The 15,464-nt window shown below is 65.8% G+C and carries 15 protein-coding genes and 1 pseudogene; 8 read left to right on the top strand and 8 right to left on the bottom strand.

The genetic code is table 11. From position 1 onward, the window contains the following. Nucleotides 1-17: 17 nt before the first annotated feature. The 5 genes and pseudogenes from F1D05_RS12550 to F1D05_RS12570 all read right to left on the bottom strand — a co-directional run bounded on the left by F1D05_RS12550 (nucleotide 18) and on the right by F1D05_RS12570 (nucleotide 1,629). The gene (locus F1D05_RS12550; protein ID WP_246486635.1) at nucleotides 18-239 is read right to left on the bottom strand and encodes a hypothetical protein; all 222 of its coding nucleotides are present in this window, start codon (nucleotides 237-239) and stop codon (nucleotides 18-20) included. Further along, entirely contained in the window at nucleotides 239-547 is a 309-nt protein-coding gene (locus F1D05_RS12555) for a hypothetical protein (protein ID WP_185447835.1), read from the bottom strand. The genes F1D05_RS12550 and F1D05_RS12555 overlap by 1 nt, the downstream gene beginning before the upstream one ends. A gap of 111 nt (nucleotides 548-658) precedes the next feature. Then, nucleotides 659-1,188 (bottom strand): annotated as a pseudogene (locus F1D05_RS42955) (DinB family protein). A 37-nt stretch (nucleotides 1,189-1,225) separates the two neighbouring features. After that, nucleotides 1,226-1,420 (bottom strand): DUF2975 domain-containing protein, encoded by a 195-nt coding sequence (locus F1D05_RS12565; protein ID WP_343066591.1) that lies wholly within the window; start codon nucleotides 1,418-1,420, stop codon nucleotides 1,226-1,228. Nucleotides 1,421-1,425: 5 nt separating this feature from the next. Next, entirely contained in the window at nucleotides 1,426-1,629 is a 204-nt protein-coding gene (locus tag F1D05_RS12570; RefSeq protein ID WP_185447836.1) for a nuclear transport factor 2 family protein, read from the bottom strand. Nucleotides 1,630-1,895: 266 nt separating this feature from the next. Here F1D05_RS12570 and F1D05_RS40100 point away from each other — a divergent pair, with 266 nt between their 5' ends. The 8 genes from F1D05_RS40100 (at nucleotide 1,896) to F1D05_RS12605 (ending at nucleotide 12,558) form a co-directional block, all read left to right on the top strand. Then, the gene (locus F1D05_RS40100) at nucleotides 1,896-3,548 is read left to right on the top strand and encodes a DNRLRE domain-containing protein (RefSeq protein WP_246486637.1); all 1,653 of its coding nucleotides are present in this window, start codon (nucleotides 1,896-1,898) and stop codon (nucleotides 3,546-3,548) included. Between the two features lie 121 nt (nucleotides 3,549-3,669). Further along, nucleotides 3,670-8,544 carry an RHS repeat-associated core domain-containing protein gene (locus F1D05_RS12575; protein WP_246486638.1) on the top strand — a complete coding sequence of 1,625 codons (4,875 nt, stop codon included), beginning with the start codon at nucleotides 3,670-3,672 and terminating at the stop codon, nucleotides 8,542-8,544. A gap of 31 nt (nucleotides 8,545-8,575) precedes the next feature. Then, nucleotides 8,576-8,950, top strand: coding sequence for a hypothetical protein (locus F1D05_RS12580; RefSeq protein ID WP_185447838.1), 375 nt, complete (start codon nucleotides 8,576-8,578; stop codon nucleotides 8,948-8,950). A 145-nt stretch (nucleotides 8,951-9,095) separates the two neighbouring features. Next, nucleotides 9,096-9,494 carry a nucleoside triphosphate pyrophosphohydrolase gene (locus F1D05_RS12585; RefSeq protein WP_185447840.1) on the top strand — a complete coding sequence of 133 codons (399 nt, stop codon included), beginning with the start codon at nucleotides 9,096-9,098 and terminating at the stop codon, nucleotides 9,492-9,494. Nucleotides 9,495-9,683: 189 nt separating this feature from the next. Then, nucleotides 9,684-10,130 (top strand): DinB family protein, encoded by a 447-nt coding sequence (locus F1D05_RS12590; protein WP_185447842.1) that lies wholly within the window; start codon nucleotides 9,684-9,686, stop codon nucleotides 10,128-10,130. Then, the gene (locus F1D05_RS12595) at nucleotides 10,127-10,768 is read left to right on the top strand and encodes a hypothetical protein (RefSeq protein WP_185447844.1); all 642 of its coding nucleotides are present in this window, start codon (nucleotides 10,127-10,129) and stop codon (nucleotides 10,766-10,768) included. The genes F1D05_RS12590 and F1D05_RS12595 overlap by 4 nt, the downstream gene beginning before the upstream one ends. 1 nt (nucleotide 10,769) lies before the next feature. After that, nucleotides 10,770-11,543, top strand: coding sequence for a GNAT family N-acetyltransferase (locus tag F1D05_RS12600; protein WP_185447846.1), 774 nt, complete (start codon nucleotides 10,770-10,772; stop codon nucleotides 11,541-11,543). Nucleotides 11,544-11,649: 106 nt separating this feature from the next. Next, nucleotides 11,650-12,558: an SDR family oxidoreductase gene (locus tag F1D05_RS12605; RefSeq protein WP_185447847.1), complete on the top strand. Its 909-nt coding sequence runs from the start codon at nucleotides 11,650-11,652 to the stop codon at nucleotides 12,556-12,558. Here the strand turns inward: F1D05_RS12605 and F1D05_RS40105 are convergent. The 3 genes from F1D05_RS40105 to F1D05_RS12620 are packed head-to-tail and all read right to left on the bottom strand — an operon-like array spanning nucleotide 12,555 to nucleotide 15,430. Next, a complete protein-coding gene (locus F1D05_RS40105) occupies nucleotides 12,555-13,085 on the bottom strand; it encodes a GNAT family N-acetyltransferase (protein WP_246486639.1) in 531 nt (176 codons plus the stop codon). The genes F1D05_RS12605 and F1D05_RS40105 overlap by 4 nt on opposite strands. Then, nucleotides 13,086-13,862, bottom strand: a complete 777-nt coding sequence (locus F1D05_RS12615; protein ID WP_185449130.1) for an aminoglycoside phosphotransferase family protein — start codon at nucleotides 13,860-13,862, stop codon at nucleotides 13,086-13,088. Between the two features lie 50 nt (nucleotides 13,863-13,912). Continuing rightward, entirely contained in the window at nucleotides 13,913-15,430 is a 1,518-nt protein-coding gene (locus tag F1D05_RS12620; RefSeq protein ID WP_185447849.1) for a phospholipase D family protein, read from the bottom strand. Nucleotides 15,431-15,464: the final 34 nt, after the last annotated feature.

Below are 15,464 nucleotides of genomic sequence, written 5' to 3' on the forward strand. Positions count from 1 at the left end.
GCTCCGGATCTGGTTCGTCAGGGGCGGAGGGATTTGGTGAACATGAGGGTGGTGTCGTCGTCGTTTCGGACCATCTCGCCGGGTGGGACCTGCTTGAGGTTGTAGAGGATGCCACGGCCGTCGGGCAGATAGCCACGGCGTACGTACATCCGTTGTGCCGCGCCGTAATCGGCGTACAGACCGACCCCGATGCCAACGGTGTCGGAGCGCTCGGCGACCAGGGCCTCGGCGGCGTCCATCAACGCGCTGCCGATCCCGCGACGGCGGAGCTTCGACTTGATGATCTCGTTGGGAGGACGTTGAAGTCCTGGATTTCCGGGATCCCGTTGAACGGCTCGTACGGCGATTTCCACCACACCGTCACGTAGCCGACGTACTCGTCATCAACGGTCGCCACCAACACACTACGAACCCCGGCCCGCTGCTGCTCAACGTACTTCTCGTACTGCGACACCGGCTTGTTCCACCCGATCGCGGTCATCGCTGCCGAGATCACCTCCGGGTCGTCGTCCCGCAACGCCCTGATCGCGTACTCCGAACCACCCACGACTAGCCTCCCCGGTCCGGAACTCCAACCCCCGCACGCCAACCCGCCGCACCGCCATGCGTCATCACGTTGCCCGGGGCAACCAACGCCAATGGCGATGAACGGTTTCCGTCAGCCCATACTCTTCTGACCGTCGATCGTCTCGCGGATGATGTCGGCGTGACCGGCGTGCTGAGAGGTCTCGGCGACGAGGTGCATGAAGACCCGGCGTACCGACCAGAACACGCCCGGCGGCTGCCAAGGCGCGGCTGCCAACTCGTAGCTCGTGTCGAGGTCAAGAGTGCGAACGAGGTCATCGGTGCCGGCGGCGACCTTCTCGTACTCCGCCAGTACGCCGGCCAGCGTCTCCCCTCGGTCAGGCGGAACTGGTTCTCCCACTGAGCGATCCGCTCCGGCGTGAACTCGGTCTCGACGGGCGCATCTGTGTCAGCGCCCTTCTGGGCGAACTCGGCCCACGTCCGCTCGACCTCGGTGACGTGCTTGATCAGACCGCCGACCGTCAGCGCGCTGACCGTACTACGGGTGTTCGCCTGCTCATCCGTCAGCCCTTCGGCGGTGTGCCGCAGGAAGTACCGGTGCTTGGTAAGCGCGTCGAGAAGGTCAGCGCGCTCACCGGTCGGGTTCTGCTCATTCGTTGTCATGCCTGAGTCTAGGAAGAGTAGCGGCCAATTATGTCCTCTACTCCAAGAACTTGGACATCCGCCTCACGGACCTGAGCGAGCGGCGTACGCAGCCGGCGGCGATCGCCCACACGTTCGTGTTCACCCACGCCATCGAGGAGTCGGTGAAGATGCGGTCGTTCTTGACCAGCGTCAGCAGCTTCCAGGTGGACACAACCACCACCTGAACGCACAACACCAGGAACACCGCCACGGCAGTCAGCGGCCACCGGAGATAGGCGTCCTCCGGCCCGAAGCCGCGACATGGTGGCGACCGGTCACGGTCTGCCCGGCTCCACGAACGCGAACATCCTCCGCCATCACCTCGGCGAGATCCTCGACGTCACGCGTCTCGAACACCTTGAGATACCGGCGTACGACGGCGGCGTTGGCCTCAGCTTGAGTCACCTCGGCATCGGACATCTGCACAGTATACCAACCAGAACGAGAGTATTTGTTGCCTAGAGCAACCTAAGCCTACGGAGCAGCAGCCAACTGTCAAGAGAGATTGCAGCTTGATGCAGAACGGACTGCAACAAGCTGCAAATTGGGTAACGGAGGGAACTGGCTGCCCGATGGTTGGAACGCCGACCCGCTCGAAGACCCTGCCCTGTCGTCGATGTCGCCTGGTCGGCGTGACCACTAGGGGTTGCCCCGTGAACGTCCTTGCCCGAACACACCGTGCTCGATTGCGAAAGGTTCCGCGAGGGGCGGTAGCCGCGATAGTTTCGCTGGCCCTGCTGTCCGTCGGGATCGAAGCTCAACAAGCCGACGCCCTGCCCGCGGCGGACCCCAAACCAACCGCCGCCCCACCTGCGAAGGTGGCGTCTCGCCCGGACGTCGTGTCCGCCGCGGTCAGCGCGCGTTCCCAAGGTTCGCGGGTAGAGGTCGAGTCGATGCGGACCGAGACCTCGTCGACCTGGTCGAACCCCGATGGGACGATGACCACCGAAGCGCACGCGGCACCGATCCGGTTCAAGACCGCGGCGGGTTGGAAGGACGTCGATCTGACCCTGCAGAAGGGTGTTGACGGGTCGGTCGCGCCGCGCAGTCACCAGCACGGCCTGCGTCTGGGGAAGAAGGCCGCCGCGACAGGCCAGGTGTTCGCTTCGGCCGGTTCCGGTCCCGGCCGCTCGGTGGAGTGGGTCTCGCCGTGGAGGTTGCCCGAGCCGTCGTTGGATGGCACGAAGGCGACGTACTCCGATGTGCAGCCCGGTGTCGACCTCGTTTTGGATGCGCGCCGGAACGGTTTCGAGAACGACTTCATCGTCAAGCAGCGCCCGGCGGTCGCTCCGGTATGGCGGATCCCGCTGCGCACCAAGGGCCTGACCGCGAAGCCCCAGGCCGACGGTTCGATCCAGTTCGTCGACGCCAAGAACGTCGTCCGCTCGATGATCCCGGTCGGGTTCATGTGGGACTCGGTCACCAACCCGGCCGGTGACCCGGTCAACAAGGCCACGGTGAAGGTCACCGTCGAACAGGTCACGCCCGGCAAGGCGATCTTGGTGATCGCGCCGGACGCGAAATGGTTCCTGGATCCGGCCCGGACCTTCCCGGTGACGGTCGACCCGACCTATGCGTCTGGTTCGGCGTACGCGAACTTCGACACCTTCGTCCAGTCCGACTACACCTCTGACCTGTCCTCGGCCGTCGAGCTGCGGACGGGTAAGAACGGCACCCATACCGAGCGGTCGTTCCTGAACTTCTCGACCGCGCCCTTCAAGGGCAAGGACATCATCTCGTCGTCGCTGTCGATCTGGCAGTACGGCGCCTCGTCTTGTACTCCGACGACCGTCTACGTCCGGTCGACGCTGACCTTGGCGACCACCGCGACCCGCTGGAGTAACCAGCCCGCTCTCGGCAGCGTCTACGGTCAACTGTCCGCCGCGAAGGGATTCTCGACCGCGTGCCCGGGTGGCCGGATCTCGATCCCGATCACCCCGCTGGCCAAGGCCTGGTCGAACGCCCCGTACGACGTGGGCGGGATGGCCCTGATCGCGGCGAACGAGGCGGATGTGAACTCGTGGAAGCGGTTCTACTCCACCGACGACACCAAGGACCCGGTCATCGGCTTCACCTGGAACCGGCCCCCCGTCGGCACCCGCCACGGTCGAACCGTCCGAGGCCGTCGCCTACGCGGCACCCGGCGACACCACCTCGTGGCTGTACTCGGCGAGCCTGACCCCGTGGGTCCGCACCAAGGCCACCGACCCGGACGGCAACACGGTCAAGTACATCTTCGAGTTCTACACCGGCACCGGCTCCACCCTGAAGGTCTGGGGCACCTGCACCACCCACGTCTATGCCTCCGGCACCCTGGCCGGCTGCCGCCCAGCAACTGACCTCCCCGACAACACGCTGCTCTACATCCGGGCGAAGGCCAACGACGGCCGCGTCGACGGCCCCTGGGTCGGCTACAACCAGCGGCTGCGCACCGGCGCCGGCGTCCCGTCGCTGCCGACCGTGTCGTGCCCGGCACCGTACAACTCCAACGATTCCTGGCAGGACAACCCGCCCACCGCGGACGTGACCTGCACGGTGTCCGCGACCGGTGTGGGTTACAACGCGCCCGGCTACCTGCGGTTGATCGTCGACGGGGAGCGCCCCGCGGCGAGCCCGCCTGGCGGCGCCGAAGGTCAAATTAAGATCACCCCATCGACCGACCCCGCGGTTGCGAAATGGGATGTGACCTTCAACAAGGACACTCCCGGCCTGCACACGATCGTGGTCCAGGCCCAAACCCCGGCCGGAACCCTGTCGTCCAATGCGACCTACAAGTTCGGTTGGGGCGGCACCGCACTCACCTCACCGGCCGCAAACCCGCGCACCACCACAACCAGCACAATCCGCGTCACCGCAGCGGGCCCACCCAAGGGCCTCGCCTCGTCAGTCACCGCCAAGGTGAAATGGCGCGTGTCCGGCTACGGCGGCAACGAAGACCTCGTCGGCTGGAACGAAGACCCGGCCGCGCTCACCGTCACTGACAGCGGCGCCGGTGGCGTCAGCGTCAACACGGTATGGGACACCACCAACGCCAAGATCGACGCTTTCCTCGACTCCGACACCGACACCGCCGGCATCCAGCCGACAACCCTGAACGACCGCGTCCCGGTCCTGCTCGATGTCCAGGTCTGCTTCAAATACGGCACCACCGAACAATGCACCTGGTCCCAGACCCCGAACACCACCATCCAGCGAGTACCGCACGCCTTCGGCAACGGATTCCCCACTGCGGCCGCAGGCCCCGGCCAGGTCGCAATGTGGACCGGTGAGTTCAACACCGGCTCAACCGACGTCTCCGTCCCCGGCTACACCGGTGATCTGACGATCTCACGCTCCCACTCGACGTACTCCGTACCGACCAACGACATCGACGGCGTATTCGGTGCGGGCTGGGTGGCTCAGTTCGATGGCGCCGAGGCCGGCGCCGGCGGGATGCGGGTGATCGACTCTACTAAAATCGACGGCACGATCGCGCTGGTCGACGGGGACGGCACCTCGCTGGTGTTCACGTCGCCGACGCACAAACGGCGTATGACGGATACTTTCGACCCTGGTACATGGATCCCGGCCGACGAGGACACCGAGCTGGACGGGTCGAAGCTGACCATCAACGGTTCGGGCATCTCAACAGCGCTGTCCTACATCGAGGACGACGGCACGATCACGACCTGGAATCCGTCTGAGCTGCCAGTACCCGCCAAGCCGACGGTGTTCCGGCCGATCACGATCGGCGAGCCAGGTGTCGCGACGAAGACCACCTACGCCTACGACGCCAACGGCCGCGTGGTGCGGATCCTGGCGCCGACCGGTCCGGGTGTTACTTGTGGCGCGTTCAACCCGGTCCAGCCGTTGAGCGGCATGAACCCGGGCTGCCGCGGCCTGCGGTTCAAGTACACGACCATCGGCTCGAGCCAGGTCCGGCTGAGCGAAGCCTGGCTGGACATCTACAACCCCGACAAGACCGGTGGCGCAGCGATAGACTCCATCCAGGTCGCCGCCTACACCTACGATACCAACGCACGGCTGATCAAGGTCACCGATCCGCGGTCAAACCAGTTCACCGAGTACGCCTACAACTCCGCCGATCACCTCACCTCGGTCAAGCCTGCCGGCCAAACGCCGTACCAGCTGAACTACGTGACCGTCGACCAGCGCGAAAAGCTCGACACCGTCAAGCGCGACCGCCCGGCCGGTGACCCCGCCGGTGGCACGGCGACACTGGCCAAGTTCGTGTACGACGTACCGCTATCGGGTGCAGGTCTACCTGACCTGACGGCCGGATCGGTCACCCGCTGGAACCAGAAGGCGAACCCGACCAACGGATTCGCAGTCTTCGGATCGGACCACCCGCTGCCGGGTGCACCGGGCGCTGACGATTGGCAGTACGCCGATCTGCAGTACACCGACGCGGCCGGCTACACCGTGAACACCGCGAAGTACGGCGCCGGCGACTGGCAATACACCTCCGCCGACTACAACGCCATCGGCAACGTCACCCGCGAGCTCGACGAACGCGCCTTGCGGACCGTCATCGACAACGCCGTATCGGCCGGTGCGTCCGCCGATCAACTGGCCACCGTCAACAACTACAACGCCGACGTGAAGAACGCGGCCGGCGACACCGTCGTCACCCCGGCCGGGACCCTGGTGACCGACTCCTACGGCCCGTCGCGTTATGCGACGGTCAAGGACGGCAGCACCAAGTGGGTCCGCACCCACACCCACACCGAGTACGACGAACTAGCACCGAACTCGGGCATCAACCCGACAACCGCCTTGCCGTACCGGTTGGCGACCACGATCACCACAGGTGCGTTCGACCCAGGCACAGGGACCGAAGAACCGATCACCCGCACCCTGACCGACTACGACCCAGTTGTCGCCGGAGAGCCATCCGGATGGGCACTCGGCCAGCCGAGCAGGTCCACCACCGACGCCAACCCCGCCGGACCCCGCAACGACCTGACCGGTGACGTCGTGAGTGTCACCCGGTACGACGGCGAAGGCCGGGTCGTCGATAGCAGGCAGCCGAGCTCCAACGGTGCTGATGCTGGTACGACCAAGACGGTCTACTACACCGCTGCGGCCAACTCAGCTGCACCCGAGTGTGGTCTCAAGCCGCAATGGGGCGGCCTGTCGTGCAAGACCTATCCAGCCGCAGCGCCATCGACAGGCAGCACGCCGACCCCGACCCTGCCAACGACCACGACGAGCAACTTCTCCTATCTGCTCGCCCCCAAGACCATCACTGAAACGTCAGGTGCGGCAACCCGGACGACCACTACCAGCTATGGACCGGATGGGCGGACGCTGACCACCAAGACCGCAGTTGCCGGTCTATCGGGTTCGACTCCGAACACGGAGAAGATCACGACGTACGACGGCGCCACCGGTCAACCGACAACTGTGACCGCCAAGGCCGCCGACAACACCACCACCGCAGTCACTACCGGCTACGACAGCTGGGGCCGTCAGATCAGCTACCAGCCACAAGGCGACCCGGCAACCACCACTGTCTATGACGCGAGTGGTCAGGTGGCCACGGTGACCGATTCCAACGGGTCGACCCGCTACACCTACGACGGTGTTGACGCCGCTGGCAAGACCGAGCACCGCGGTATGGCCACGAAGGTCGAGGTCACCACCGCCGGGTCGACCTGGACCTCCACAGGCGCCTACGACGCTGATGGCTCCATGACGGTGCAGAAACTCCCAGGTGGAATCACCCAGTACAACGAGATGGACAGCGCCGGCGAACCGACCGGCCTTCGCTACACCGGTCAGGTCACCAGCACCAACGACGACGGCTCCATCACCACCGACCCGGACGGTCCGTGGTTGTCATGGTCGGTCGACAACGACGTCACCGGACGCGTTGTGCACGAATGGACCCCCGACGGCAACGCCTTCAACGGCTCCGCCGGTGATGCTCCTGGTGACGCGATCGGCTACGACCGCGGCTATTCGTACGACAGCCTCGGCCGCCTGACCAAGGTCCAGGACCGCACCGCCGCAACCACCGGCGTCGACGTCACCGACCCCACTGAGATCCCAGGCTGCATCACCCGCTCGTACGGTCTCGACCGCAACGACAACCGCACCATCAAGTCCACCGCTCCCGCGGCTGCGGACGGTTCTTGCACTACCACCGGGACCACCACAACGACCCGGGCCTTCGACACCGCCGACCGCCCGGTCACGGGCGCGAACGGCAGCGGTGCTTACGCCTACGACGTCCTTGGCCGCACTACGACGCTGCCGGCCTCAGACGCTCCCAAGCCGGCCGACGGCAACATCACCTTGGGCTACTACGACAACGATCTACCCCGCTCGATCGCCCAGGCCGGCACCACCACAACCCTCACCCTCGACGCACTCGACCGGCGCTCGGTGGAAACCGCTACCTCCAGCACTGGCTCGACCGACACCATCCGCCACTACACCGACACCTCAGACAACCCAACCTGGGTCACCGAAGGGACCACGACCCAGCGCTATGTCGAACTGATCGGCGGCGACCTCTCCTTGACGGTCGATCAAACCGGCAAGGCCAGTCTCCCAATCGCCAACACCCACGGCGACACCGTCACCACCATCGATCTGACTGCCTCACAACCGGCCACCTCGATAGGAGCCTGGAGCAACTACGACGAATACGGCCAGACCGCCGGCCAAGCCAGTACCGGCCCCATCGATTACGGTTGGCTCGGCGAAAAGCAGCGCGCGACCTCGACAACCGGCCTGCTCCTGATGGGTGTCCGTCTCTACAACCCCGCTACCGGACTTTTCACCTCCACGGATCCGGTGGCAGGCGGAAACGCGAACGCGTACACCTATCCGTCCGATCCGATCAACAGCACGGATCTGACCGGTGAATGGAAATGTGGCTGGTGTAATCGAGCTGCGAAGATCGCGTCGGTCGTCAGCAACGCCTTTGGCTATGTCCCCTTCTGTTCGTTCTGCGCCGCGGTTTCTGTGGCGACCGGTCTGCTCTCGGTAGGGTTCTACGTAGGCGCCAAGAACTGGAAAGCCGCCGGCAAGCAGTTGGCGCAGACAGCCGTGAATGCTGCCCTCGGTGGGGGAAAGTTCGTCAAGGTGATGCGAGGCAAGCATCTACGGGTTGGCAAGGTCCGAGCGAGATACCGCAGCTTCCGCAGGTTCCATCGAGGCGGCGGCCTGATGGGCGCGTTCAGGCGCACCGCCACCCGCCACGGGCGTAGCCGGGCGTACGGTATGTATTGGGAAGGGAAGGTCCATTTCGCCCATAATTCCGCATCGGCAGTGAGTGATTACCGGAGTGTCAGGAGGTACGGCCGTAGCAAACACTGGTGGTGAGAGCGCCAACTTCTTCTTTCGCACACCGGAGTTGGCCACCTGGGTCATGTTGGCTTTGCTAGCTGTGGTTTGCCTGCTGACTTGGCTGGACCCCTTGGTACGAAAGGATCGCACCACCGCCGCGATCGGAGTGGTCGGCTGGATCGCGGCGGCGGTGTTCTCGACCTGGCGTGCAGTATTCGTTGACAATCCAATGGCGATCGTCGCCTGGGGTGCGGCAGGCATCTACCTGCTGGCGATTGTCACGACGCTAGGCCGGCCGATCCTGATCCTCTCGGACCTGCTGGAAGAGAAGGAGGAAACGGATGGGACCACGTTGCCCGCGAATCTCTGGCGCCGATCCAAGTTTGCGCAGGTCGTGCTGCTCCTGGTCATCGCCGGGGGCATCACGGCGGTCATGATCTGATCTTCTTCCGTCATGAACGAGGACGCCGGTGCAACTTGCCGGCGTCCTCGCGCCAGTCGGCGGTCGGGATCGCCGGACGATCTGGCATGGGCGGTACCTGCGGAGCCGACGGGAGTGAGCCTGTGTGCCGAGTTCGGGAGAAGAGATGAGCGCTGAGGGCAAGCTTGTGCGGGATCGGATTCCCGAGATTATTAGGGCGAACGGGGAGGAGCCGGTTGTCTATCGGGCTGATGCTGAGGAGTACCGGCGGAGGTTGCGGGAGAAGCTCGGTGAAGAGGTGGGCGAGTTTCTTGCGGCCGGTGGGGAGCAGGCTGTTGAGGAGCTTGCGGATGTGTTGGAGGTCGTGTTCGCGCTCGCTGCTGACCTGGGGGTTGACCGGGAGCAGTTGGAAAGAGTGCGGGCTGAGAAGGCGCGTGAGCGAGGTGCCTTCGATCAGAGGATTGTCTGGACTGGGATCCGTTGGGGTGACGGCAAGCCTCCGGAGACGGCGCTTCTCCAGCGCGAACTGATTCCTGGCAAGGCGGGGAGCGCGTTAGCCAGGTGAGATGCACAGCGCGCAGGCCAAGCGACGAGGCTCGCACGACGACTTAGCCGCGACGTTGGAGCGGCGTGCTGGGGTGGGTGGGTCGAGCGGACGACGGAGGAGGCGCGAAGCGGGCTTGTCTGCGGGGTGGGCGGCCGACGTAGAAGGCTCGAGGCGGGGATGTCCGTGGAGTGGGGCAGAGTCCGGGGTATGGATGTGGATCGGGTGTTGGTGGGGTTTCTTCGGGCGCAGCGGGAGCGGGTGCTGGAGGTTGTGGACGGGTTGGATGGGGAGCAGTTGCGGATGGCGGTGTTGCCGTCGGGGTGGACGGTGTTGGGGATGATCGAGCATCTCGGGGATGCGGAGCGGCATTGGTTTCAGGAGGTGGCGCTTGGTGAGACGCCGCCGCATGAGCCGGTCGAGGACGCCTTCGCGTACTACGAGGAGCAGGTTGCGCGGGCGAACGTAGTACTGGAGTCCACTCCGTTGTCCACGGCACCTAAGGGGCAGCACAGCCCGGAGACTGTGGACCAGGTGCCTGATCTGCGGTTTATCGTGTTGCACATGGTTGAGGAGACGGCTCGGCATCTGGGGCATCTCGATGCGGCTCGTGAGTTGATCGACGGCCGGGTCGGGCTTGGGCAGGACGCGCTGTGAGTTATGACCTGGCGGTGTGGGAAGGCGACGTGCCGCAGGACGACAAGGCTGCGGCTCAGGAATTCGAGCAGCTGTACGAGCGGTACTTCGTGGAGTCGCCGCGGCGGGCGCATGGGGCGATCCGGGCGTATGTCGAGGAGCTCACCGACACCTGGCCGGAGGATGACAAGAGTCCCTGGGTGACGCCGCCGATGGAGACCGCTTCGGGGCCGATCGTATATTTCTCCGTGATCGCCAGCCGCGCCGACGAGGTATGCGAAGGTGTCGCGCAGATCGCCGCGGACCATGGGCTGGTCTGCTTCGACGCCAATCGGAGCACTCTGCGCGGGACACAGAAGGGCCTGTCGATCACCACGCGGAGCGGCCGGGTCGGGATGCCCGCATTGTGGTTCGCGTTCGTGCTCAACGAGCTTCGTCAGCCCGACAGCTTCATCACCGTCGGGCAGCCCCGCTCCTACGCGCGAGCCGCTAACGAGCAAGGCACCCTGGTGCTTGAGTATCGCGAAGCCGGGAAGCACTTCCAGGTGAGGGAGGTCCCGCTGGATCGGATCGCCGATGCCTTGTCGCAGTGGGCGGCCGGGCAACGCCAGTTCATCGCCCGCCACAGCTGGCGACGCCTACAGCCCGAGGACCTCTGACATGCGTGAGCGAGCGCTCAAGGCGGCCGACGACTGGGTCTGGATCCCGCCGGACGCGGAGGACTACATCGAGGCGGACTACCGCCTGACTGTGTATCCCGACCGCACCAGCGTTCAGTGGTCCACGACCGAACGCCCGTTGGACGAGGTCATCGCGGAGGTGCGCGAGCGCGCCCGTGGCACCAATCCCGTACTGCGCTGGTGGGTGAAGGGGCACACCAAACCGGACAACACCGCCGCCATCCTGCTGGACCACGGTTTCGAGCTGGTCGAGACGGTCGAGGTGCTCGCGCGCCAACTCAGCACCGCCGACGACCTCAGATCCACCCTGAACCCGCCGAGCGAGATCGAAGTACGCCCAGCAAATACGCCGGACCTCATCTACTTGGCCGGGCAGATCGACGCCGAGGTGTTCGACTGGCCGGCCCCGACGCCGCTGCAGCTCCAGCAGGAGAGCGACTCAGCGGCCAAGGCCATGGGTTCCCCCGAGACGGGCCGCTACCTCGCCTACGTCCACAACCAGCCGATCGGCACGGCCGGTTTCACCATCACCGACGGCGTACTGCGCCTCTGGGGCGGAGGCGTCCTCGCCAAGGCGCGCGGCCGCGGCGCCTACCGGGCCCTACTGGCGGCCCGCTGTGCGCAGGGCGTTGCCAAAGGCGCAACGCTCGCCCTCGTCAAAGGCCGGATCGCCACCTCCGCACCCATCCTCAGAAGGGCCGGCTTCACCTCGTACGGCACCGAGCAGTGCTATCAGGGGGCGCTGCCGACCTGACTTCCCGCGAGGACAGGAATTTTCTCCCGATCCATCCAGGATTCGCTCCCCTGGCCAAAAGGGCTGCCCCGGGTGCAGCATCGGGTGAAGGGACGGGGTGGTCGGGATGTTGTTGGTTGTCGGTGGCACCGGTGATTTGGGTGGGCGGGTTGTGCGGCTGTTGCGCGACCAGGGGAACGAAGTCCGCTGCCTGGTCCGGGAGGGTTCGGACGACTCCGAGCTCCGGCGACTCGGCGTGCAGGTGACGAGCGGCGACCTCACCGAGCCCGGGAGTCTGGCTGCTGCCTGCCAGGGGATAGCCACGATCGTGGCAACCGCGACGGTCATTGCCAGACGCCTGGCCGGGGCGAAGAAGCCGTCGATCAAGGAGGCCGATGAGGTCGGGATGGCGTCCCTCGTCGATGCCGCCGAGGCGGCCGGCGTACGGCGGTTCGTCTACATCTCCTTCCCCGGTGTCGAGGATGCCTCCGGCTCACCGTTGGAACTCGCCAAGCTGGCGATCGAGAAACGCCTGGAAAGGTCGACCCTGCAACGAGTTGTCGTTCGAGCGGACGCCTTCCAGGAGATTCACCTGGCCCCGCTCGGCCGGTTCGACCTGGCCGCCGGCAAGGTCGCGGTGATCGGCAAGGGGAATTCGAGGCGCCGGTGGATCAGCACGGCCGACGTCGCCGCGCTGCTGGCGGCGGTCGCGGTCGAACCAGACCCACCCACCCTGATCGAGGTCGGTGGTCCCGAGGCGATCAGCCGGAACGAGGCCGTAGCCATCGCGGAAGCTCTCATCGGCCGCCCGTTGAAGGTTCAGCACATGCCCAGGCTCGTCGCCCGGCTCGCAGTCCGGCTGCTCAGCAGGTCGAACGACGGACTCGCCTCGGTCTTCGGCACGGGTCTGCTGCAGGATGTGCGAGCGGCCGACTGGGACGACGAGCCACTCCGCCGGCGCGGCATCGAGCCCCGGTCCGCCACCACCTACCTCCGCGAACAAGTCCGCCTACTGGCTGACACCCAGAAGCACTAGGCGAGGCGCAGGGTGATGAACGGAATGGTGTCCCCCGGCAACACATAACGCTCGACCTCGACAAACCCGTGGGCCAACGCGAAAGCCAGTCCCTCCACATTGGAAGCCAGGATGATCGTCTCGACAGCGGAGGCGCCGAGGTCCCGCGCGCGAGCCAACCCGCGCCGGTAGAGCGCCTCGCCGAACCCCTGCCGCCGGTACGCCGGAAGAATTCGCGCGATCACCGTAGCCGCAGAGCCATCAGAAGACGGCGGCCGGACGGTCGAGCAGCCAGCCAGTACGTCGCCGTCGTACGCGACCTCCAGCACGTTCCGTCCCACCCGCTCCCGGACATCGTCCAACGACAACGGATCGGTCGGAATGATCTCGTTGTGCACCAACTGCCAGTCGAGCATCAGCGCCTCGCTGTCCACCCGCTCGATCCGCAAGCGAGGCACAGGAACCGACCCGAAGTCCGCCAGCACCTCATCAATCACGTACTGCGCGTTCGCGGCGATCCCCTTGTTCGTATCGCGGTAGTACGGCAACTAGATCAACGCCATCGACAACGCCCGCCCCCGGCCGCGATTCCAGGCGTCATCATCAACCTCCAAGGCCTCCCGAAAGGCGTCCCGCGCCGACCCCGACAGCAGATTCCACGCCGGAATCAGATCGCAGGCCGGATCCCCCGTCCCAGCAGTAGCGAAATCCAGTACTGCGGTAAGCCGTCCGTCGGCCACCAGCAAGTTCGACGGCATCAGATCCCCATGCACCCAGCCGTCGGAAAACGCAGGAGCAGCCGCCAACGCGGACTCCCAGGCAGCCGTCGCCACAGAGGTGTCGATCCAGCCCTCCAACTTCCCCAACGCGTCACGGGTCTCAAAGTCCTGCTCCACCAACGGCCCACCGCGATGAGCCAACGGCCCGCCCGTGAAGTCGATCCGCCGGAACGCCCGCACGAACGAAGCCAGCTCCCGCGCCAGCACCTCATCGCCACGGGCAGGCACGGTCCCCGGAATCCAGCGCTGCACGGACCAGATCCACGGATAGCCCTCCCCCGGCTCCCCGCGCCCCACCGGCGCCGGAATCTCCACCGGCAGCACCTCCGCAAACCGCGGCAACCACTCCCACTCGGTCGCGATATCGCAGACGCCGCCCTTGATCCGAGGCAGCCTGACCGTCAGCGAGTCCCCCAACCGGAACATCGCGTTCACGGTGCCGCTCGACGGAATCTCGCTCACCGGCAGCCCGGCCCACTGGGGAAACTGGGCCGCGACCAACCGCAGTACGAGCGCTTCGTCGATCTCGGCCTCGTCGGCATGCATCTTCACGCCACCATCCCACCGTCTGCCAACGCCCGCTGTCGAACCGATATTCAGAACTCGTCCCGCCGCCGCATCGCCCGCGGACGACCGTCCGGATCATAGACATGATCGCTCATGAGACGTGACCACACAGCCGCCAGCCCACGCACCGGCACCGGTCGATGGACCCGGATCTGGCCGGCCGGCCGCGGACCGACCCGGCCGGCAGCATGCCAACCATCCAACGCCGCCGCAGTCTCGGCCCACTGCGCGAAACCCTCCGGCGGATCCAGCACCGGCTCCGCCCCAAGATGCTCAGCCCAGAGTTCCGACCGCAAAGAACGCGCGAGCCCTTCCCCGACCACCGCACACGTCAGCTCGCTGTCGTTCGTCCACGACCGCCGATTGAAGTTGTCCGACCCACAGGTGAACCACTCGTCGTCCACCACGCAAACCTTCGCGTGCACATAGATCGGCACCCCGCCGGCGTTCTCCAGGTTGTAGACGGCAACCCGGTCAGGTGCCACGGCCCGCATCGCATCCATCGCCTGCAACTGCGCATAACGAGCCGGCGGACCCGTCACTCGCCCGTCCGCATCCGGATACCGCGGCACGACCGCGATCACGCGCAACTCCGGCGACCGCTCCAACGCAGTACAGATGCCCTCGGCAACAACCGACGACCACAGATACTGGTCCTCGAGATAAATCAACCGCCGCGCCCGCCCGAAAGCCTTCCGATACGCCCGCGCGATGCTGTATTCACCCTTGGGCGCAAAAGGAAATCCAGGACGCTTGTGCCCGTACGTCCTCAACACCTGTACTGCGTGCTGCCCTGCCTCAGGCGGATCCGGGAACGCCTCCGGCAGCTTCGACGGATGCCGCGGCATCCGCTCCTTGCGCTGGACCAGCACCCGGTACGGCGTCCGCCGGTCGAGCGGATGCGGATCGTCCCACCGCTCCACGAACGTCCGCAGCAGATCGCCCACAACCGGACCACGGATCTCCAGTGCGATGTCATGCCACGGCGTCCGATCGCCGTACCGCGGATCCATCGGCGCCTGCTGCGGATCACCCAGATGCCGCTCGTCATCGCGCCGCTGATGACTCAGATCGATCCCACCGACAAAGGCGACATCGCGATCAGCGGCATCCCGATGCCGGATCACGAACAGCTTCTGATGATGCGACGCCAGCCGCCGGACCCGCTGATCGAGCAGCACCTCGGCGCCGGCCTCGTTGAGCTCCGCCCCCAGCCGTGCGTTCTCCTGCGCATTGAACGACAGGTGATCCGAATGCGACCGCCAGAGCAGGCCCCGTATTTCGATCCCCGAGCGCGCCAGGTCGCACAACACCGTGCCGATCGTGGGCCCGTCCGGGTACATCGTCTCGTCGGCGTCACCGCGCCAATCGGTGAAATACACCTGATCGCCAACTCGCAGCGCACAAAGTTCGTCGTACAGGCGCTGGAAGTAGACCGCGCCGTGCACGAGCGGCCGGACCAGGTTCCCGGCGGTCCACGAACCGTCGCGATCGATGTCGGTCGCGGGGTTGCCCCGTTCGCCGGGCGTCAGGAACCAGTCGCTCATGCTGCACGGGTACCCGCCCGGCGTGATCTGGAAC

Source organism: Kribbella qitaiheensis, assembly GCF_014217565.1.
GTDB classification, from domain to species: domain Bacteria; phylum Actinomycetota; class Actinomycetes; order Propionibacteriales; family Kribbellaceae; genus Kribbella; species Kribbella qitaiheensis_A.